Below are 6,261 nucleotides of genomic sequence, written 5' to 3' on the forward strand. Positions count from 1 at the left end.
TAAATGGAGACATTTATTTTTTCAAAATGCATCAAAAAGAACCGGTCCCAATGGGACAAAAATTACAAAAAATATTACAAAAAAAGATAATATTACATCAATATTACATTTATATTACATTTTAAGCAAAGGTATTGATTTTAGAAAAAAAAACATATAGAATAAAAAGTGATAAAAAGATGAATTAAAAACAAGAGAGAATAAAATCAAGGAGTAAAGAAAATGCAAAATTGTTTAGGAATATATATAGAAAACAATTTAATAAAATATGCAAAAGTTTCTAAAGACCGAGACACATTTAAAGTAGACGCGTTTGGAATAAGATTTTTTGATAATTTGAATGACGCAATAAAAAAGATAGTTGAAGAAACATACAGCTTTAATACACAAATATCGATAAATCTGGCAAATGAAAGATACTTATATTATGACATTTTTGCACTACTTTCAAAAAATGATATACAAAAGACAGTAGAAACAGAATTTCAAACATTTTGTGATGAAAATAAATATAACCAAAAGGCATTTGAAACAAGATATGCTTTAGTATCTAATATACAAAACAAGGAAAGAATAAAAGCAATTCAGGTCATAGTAAATAAAATTGAGTTAAATAAGCAAAAACAATATCTAGAATCACATAATTTATCTGGAATATTGCCAATTGGAACAGCAATAGCAAGTATAACGAGATTTGAAAAAAAGGAAAATGTATTAATTGTTAATATGGAAGAAAAAACAACCATAACAACAATTTATGACAGACAAATATACAATGTTGAAACAATAGATAATGGAAGCCAAGAAGTTCTAGAAAAAATAAATAGAACAGAAAATTCTATGAGTAAAGCATACGAAATTTGCAAAGAAACAACAATCTATACTGCAAATGTAATAGATGATTCAAAAGAACAACCACATTTGGAAGATATAGTTCCTACATTATATCAAATAAGTCAAAAGGTAAAAGAAATAGTTGAAGAATCACCTGTAAAAATATCTACAGTTTATTTAACAGGAACATTATCAGTTATAAATAATGTAGATTTATATTTCCAAGAATTCTTGCCAACATCTGACTGCAAAATATTAAAACCAAGTATAATCGAATCAACTGCAACACAGATTAATATAAAAGATTATATAGAAGTAAATAGTGCAATTTCTCTAGCAATGCAATCATTGGGAGAAGGCATGCAGTCTTTAAACTTTAGAAAACCAAATTTTATGGACCAAATTAAACAAGTATTAAATACAGACATTTCTTTGGGAAATAAAAAAGAAAAGAAAGTTGAATCTGGCAAAGAGAAGGATAGTAAATCAACGAAGAAACTACCTAAAATTTCTATAGATAATGTGTCTTTAAAAGGACAATTAGATCAAACCGAGACGATATTACTTAGGGTTGCTATTGCAATAGTACTAATAAACATTATATTTATTGCATTTTCAAAAACATTATATAGTCAAATGGATAAAAAACAAGAAGAAGTTGAACTTTCAATAGCTTCTGAAAATGCTCAAGTAGCAAAGATTGATACATATATAGATTCTTTAACAAGTAAAGACAAAAAATATACAGCTTTAACAGAAGAACTAAAAGCAATCAATGATAAAATAAGTAATATTGCAGAAATGAAAAACTCAATTCCTAATTTGCTAAATCAAATAATGTATACAATTCCAGAAGGAGTACAACTTACATCAATTCAAAATACAACAGGAAAACAAATAGCAATTATTGCACAAGCAAGTGATTATGACCAATTAGGATATTTTATAGCAAAAATAAAGGTCTCAGGAATACTAAATAATGCTGTATCTTCTAGCAGCCAAAAAAGTGGGGATGTAGTAACAGTTAAAATAGAAGGAGAATTACCATGAGAAAAATTTTAATAAGTGTGTTAGTTTGTTTATTGTTAATTGGCTCTGCATTTTTTATGGTAAATGGCATAAGTGGTTTAAACATAAAAGGAATAAAGGGACTTGATGAAAAAAATAGCCAAGTAGAACAAAAAATTACTGAATTATCAAATGTAATTAGTATTACATATGCAAATAACGAATCAAAATTAAAGAAAACAGCAAATACCTTACAAGATAGTAAAACTGAATATGAAAACCAAGCAATATTATCAAAGTCACAAAATCCTACCTATGCATCTCAATTAGAAACCTATGACATTGATTATTTATGGACAAAGCTTGGAAACTATGCAAGAAATGAAAATGTTGTTATAAAAATAGATTTAGTCTCAAGTGGAACTAGTCAAAATTTATATAACTTAAATTTTGCAATAGAAGGCGAATATATAAATATAACCAATTTTATATATGAAATAGAAAATGATTCTAAATTAGGATTTAAAATTGATGATTTTAAAATGAGTAGTGGAAACCAAGATAATATGTTGTCAGCATCATTTACGTGTAAGGAAATACCAATTAATGTTGGAACAATTGATCAGCCAACGAGTGAAAATACATCAAGTAATACTACTTCATCTAATAGTACAGAAAATACAACAAATAATACAACAAATACAAGTTCTGATACAAATACAGTAACAAATTCAACAACGAATACAAACACAAATTCAACAGTAACTACTAATAGCAGTGCTACAACAGTAACAACAAACGCTTCATCACAAACAAATGTGACAAGTGTAAATGCTACAAATTAAGGAGGCTCAAATGACAAAAGTTATAAAGGAAATAATCATAATGTTGCTTGTATGTTTATTAACTATGTTAATTTTAGCTATAGCATTGTATAGATATATTCCAAATAGAAAGGTAGTACCTGAAGTTGTTACATATACAGCCTCAGAAGATATACAAGACTTACTTGATGATAATATCGATACAAAAAGTGACAAAGACAATGTTATATTAACATATGAAGTAACAGCAAGTGATTTAAGTGGATATCAAAGCACAAATACATATGTTCCGGGAAAAACAAATCCATTTGCACCAGTATCAAAGTCAATATCTACAGATGGAGATAACAACAATGGAGAAAGCAATAGCAATGGTGGAACACAAAATAATGAAGTGACAAATCCAAATAAATCAACAGAAAGTACAGCACCTAGTATTTACAAGGGTAAAGGTACTAAATAATTATTAGATATTAACATTATATTAGCTACAGGCTAATATATTTACAAATAAAAAAATAAAATTCAAAAGAGAGAGGGGGGAAAACTAATGAAAAATAACAAAGGTATAACACTTATTGCATTGGTTGTAACTATTATAGTTCTATTAATTCTAGCAGGAGTTTCTATTGCTATGTTATCAGGAAATAATGGTATATTAACCAATGCAAAGAATGCAAAGGAACAATCTTCTGCTAAAAATCTTGAGGAAATGACTAAATTAGTTGTAGGAGACTATTTAACAACAAATAAAGGATGGAAAGTACTTACAGAAGCTGATGCAACACAATTAGCAAAAGATATCAATCAAGTAGGTGGTTCAAATGTAAACGCTTCTGCTACATTTACTGCAGCTGTAGCTTCAACATCACCTGCATATTTTACAATTACTGATTCAATTTCAAACCAAACAGTTTATTTAAATGCTGAATCAGGAGCTGTAACATCTGCAGTACCTACACTTACAGAATAAAATTATTAATAAATATAGACTATATTAAATAAAAGCATATGCATGCTATATGCATATGCTTTTATTAAAAAAGGAAAGAAACAAATGAACACATTCTTATATATAATAATATTCATAATGGGAACACTATTCGGCAGTTTTTACACACTAGCCGTATACAGAATACCAAGAAAAATAGATATAATAAAAACACATTCATTTTGTCCTAACTGTAATCATAAATTAGGCTTTTTTGAACTAATACCTGTTCTAAGTTACATATTATTAGGAGGCAAATGCAAAAATTGCAAACAAAAAATAAGACCAAGATATTTTATATTAGAAATCTTATCGGGAATAGCATTTGTACTTATAGCATATTGCCTAAAAATAAATGCGTATGATTTGAATATTAAAGCAATTGTTAAATTTACATTTATTGTTTTATATTTAGTTTCAATATTCATAATAGCTGGGATAGACAAAGAATATAGAAAAATAGAAAGAGGAGTATTATACTATGGTTTGTTGGTATCATGTAGCTACATAATATATCTATGCATAATGGGACAAACTAGTATTTATAGATATGTGATGTATTTAGTCACATTGATAGTATTATTAATTATAGATAGTGAAACACAAATACAAAAAGCAAAATCAAGTTATATGTTGGAAATACTAATGTTAATAGTAATAATGATAATAAACACAGGGATAATTACAACATTACTTTCAATAATAATAACATTTTTAGCAATAGGAATAACAAAAGCAATTTATGCTATTTCAAATAACTTAAATAAATTTAGAAAAGAGCAAAAAAACATAAAAGAAGAATTATATAAATTTGGGTATTTATTTAGTATAACAAATGTAATTCTATATATAGGAAATTTATATTTCACATATCATGGATAAAGGAGTAATAATGAAAAAATTTTTCAAAAAAAATAGAGGAGTTGCGGGTATAGATATTTCCATATCAATGATAATAATATTAATATTTATACCAACAGTATTCGGAATAGTGTATAATATACAGAAAATAAATGCAGATGTAAAAAGAAAATCAACAGCTGTAAATATAGCAACAAATGTATTAGAAATTGTAAAATCTGAAGCTTATAGTAATATTACAGCATCTGGAAATGAGCTGAATACAGACATAAAGGAAAAATATGAGGCATCAACCTATAAAAATCCTGATAAAGAAGAAACAGGGTATAGCTATGTATATTATACAACGACAGGAGAAAATGGAGAACATTATCAAATTCAAATTGGAGTTAAAAATTATTATCCTAGCGATGCTCAAAAACAAGACTATATAAAACAGGTAAAAGTTAGAGTATTTTATCCATGTGGAGATAATGTAAAAGATATAGACATAAGTGTTATTGCAAGAAATACTTAAAAAGAAAGGAACTTTGAAATTGAAATCAAATAGAGGTATTACATTAACATCTTTGATTATTTATGTAATAGGTTTATTAATTATAATTGCTTTGATGAGCAACTTTTTAGGATATTTTAACCAAAACTTATCAGAAATATCTATAAAGCAAAACGCGGAAGAACAATATTCGAAATTCCTATCATATATAACAAAAGATGCAAATTCAAATAATTTAGCATATGTAAAATCAGGAGCTGATGGAAAAGACTGTATAATTTTTGTATTTAGTGATAATACAGAACACCAATATATTTGTCAAAATAAAAATATATATTTTGTAAATGTCGGAGACCAAATTGAAAAGAAAATTACTTTATGTGAAAATATTTCGGCTCCCACAGGAAATGTATTTAATTATACAGACAAAAAACTTAATATAAATTTTAATATAAGTAACTCAAAATTTTCTACAATACTAAATGTTAAAATGTAAGATAAACCAAAGAAAGGATAATTTGTTATGGAAATTAAAAGAAAACAACCATTAGGAATAGAATTAGTAAGAAGAGGCGTAGTTAGTGGAGATGCAATCGAAAGGGCTCTTCAGTATCAAACTGAACATCCAAATAAAAGACTAGGTGATATTTTATATATATTAAAGACTGCAGAACCAAATAGACTTGCTATGGAGATTGGGGATATTATAGGTGTTAAAGGAGTTTATTTAACTGATGAAAAAATAAAAATAGAACCAACAGAATATTTACCATTAGATATGATGAAAAACTATAAAGCAGTTCCATTTGATATAGAATCTGGAAAAATAAAAATAGCTTTTGCAGATGTTACTAATAATAAAGATAATATAAAAAGTGTTAAAATGTTAGTTTTAAATAAAGGTTTGGTAATGGAACCATACATGGCATTTGAGACTAATATTGATGAATATTTTAAAAGATTTGAAGAAGTATCAACAACAGCAATGGAGAACCTAGAAGAAACGGCATCTGTAACAGATTTAGTTGATAGTATAATAAGACTTGCAATTGAAAAAAGAGCTTCAGATATTCATATAGAGCCTCAGATTGATTCTGTAAGAGTACGTTTCAGAATAGATGGACAATTGTTTGTTATGGCAAATATCGGTAAGGAAAAACAAGCACAAATAATAGGAAGATTAAAAGCAATATCAAATATGCATCAAGAAAAGCAAGAATCACAAGATGGAAGAATTTTATTATATA

At 26.7% G+C, this 6,261-nt stretch carries 8 protein-coding genes; all 8 read left to right on the forward strand.

What is annotated here, in order from left to right:
* Positions 1-222: 222 nt before the first annotated feature.
* Positions 223-1,884 carry a PilN domain-containing protein gene (locus Q0F58_RS16375; protein WP_294378932.1) on the forward strand — a complete coding sequence of 554 codons (1,662 nt, stop codon included), beginning with the start codon at positions 223-225 and terminating at the stop codon, positions 1,882-1,884.
* Positions 1,881-2,687, forward strand: a complete 807-nt coding sequence (locus Q0F58_RS16380; protein WP_294378934.1) for a hypothetical protein — start codon at positions 1,881-1,883, stop codon at positions 2,685-2,687. The genes Q0F58_RS16375 and Q0F58_RS16380 overlap by 4 nt, the downstream gene beginning before the upstream one ends.
* Positions 2,688-2,697: 10 nt before the next feature.
* Positions 2,698-3,129, forward strand: a complete 432-nt coding sequence (locus Q0F58_RS16385) for a hypothetical protein (RefSeq protein ID WP_294378936.1) — start codon at positions 2,698-2,700, stop codon at positions 3,127-3,129.
* A gap of 87 nt (positions 3,130-3,216) precedes the next feature.
* Positions 3,217-3,639: a type II secretion system protein gene (locus Q0F58_RS16390; RefSeq protein WP_294378938.1), complete on the forward strand. Its 423-nt coding sequence runs from the start codon at positions 3,217-3,219 to the stop codon at positions 3,637-3,639.
* Between the two features lie 84 nt (positions 3,640-3,723).
* On the forward strand, positions 3,724-4,539 hold the full coding sequence (locus Q0F58_RS16395) for an A24 family peptidase (RefSeq protein ID WP_294378941.1): 816 nt from the start codon (positions 3,724-3,726) through the stop codon (positions 4,537-4,539).
* Between the two features lie 10 nt (positions 4,540-4,549).
* On the forward strand, positions 4,550-5,035 hold the full coding sequence (locus Q0F58_RS16400) for a hypothetical protein (protein ID WP_294378942.1): 486 nt from the start codon (positions 4,550-4,552) through the stop codon (positions 5,033-5,035).
* Between the two features lie 19 nt (positions 5,036-5,054).
* On the forward strand, positions 5,055-5,510 hold the full coding sequence (locus Q0F58_RS16405) for a hypothetical protein (RefSeq protein ID WP_294378943.1): 456 nt from the start codon (positions 5,055-5,057) through the stop codon (positions 5,508-5,510).
* A gap of 27 nt (positions 5,511-5,537) precedes the next feature.
* The coding region (locus tag Q0F58_RS16410; protein ID WP_294378944.1) for an ATPase, T2SS/T4P/T4SS family at positions 5,538-6,261 on the forward strand (724 nt) is incomplete at its 3' end.

The organism is uncultured Clostridium sp. (assembly GCF_934754915.1).
Taxonomy (GTDB): Bacteria; Bacillota; Clostridia; order Clostridiales; family Clostridiaceae; genus Clostridium.

Coding starts and splice junctions, on each gene's coding strand:
- Q0F58_RS16375 (WP_294378932.1), top strand. CDS start 223: ATGCAAAATTGTTTAGGAATATATATAGAAAACAATTTAATAAAATAT.
- Q0F58_RS16380 (WP_294378934.1), top strand. CDS start 1,881: ATGAGAAAAATTTTAATAAGTGTGTTAGTTTGTTTATTGTTAATTGGC.
- Q0F58_RS16385 (WP_294378936.1), top strand. CDS start 2,698: ATGACAAAAGTTATAAAGGAAATAATCATAATGTTGCTTGTATGTTTA.
- Q0F58_RS16390 (WP_294378938.1), top strand. CDS start 3,217: ATGAAAAATAACAAAGGTATAACACTTATTGCATTGGTTGTAACTATT.
- Q0F58_RS16395 (WP_294378941.1), top strand. CDS start 3,724: ATGAACACATTCTTATATATAATAATATTCATAATGGGAACACTATTC.
- Q0F58_RS16400 (WP_294378942.1), top strand. CDS start 4,550: ATGAAAAAATTTTTCAAAAAAAATAGAGGAGTTGCGGGTATAGATATT.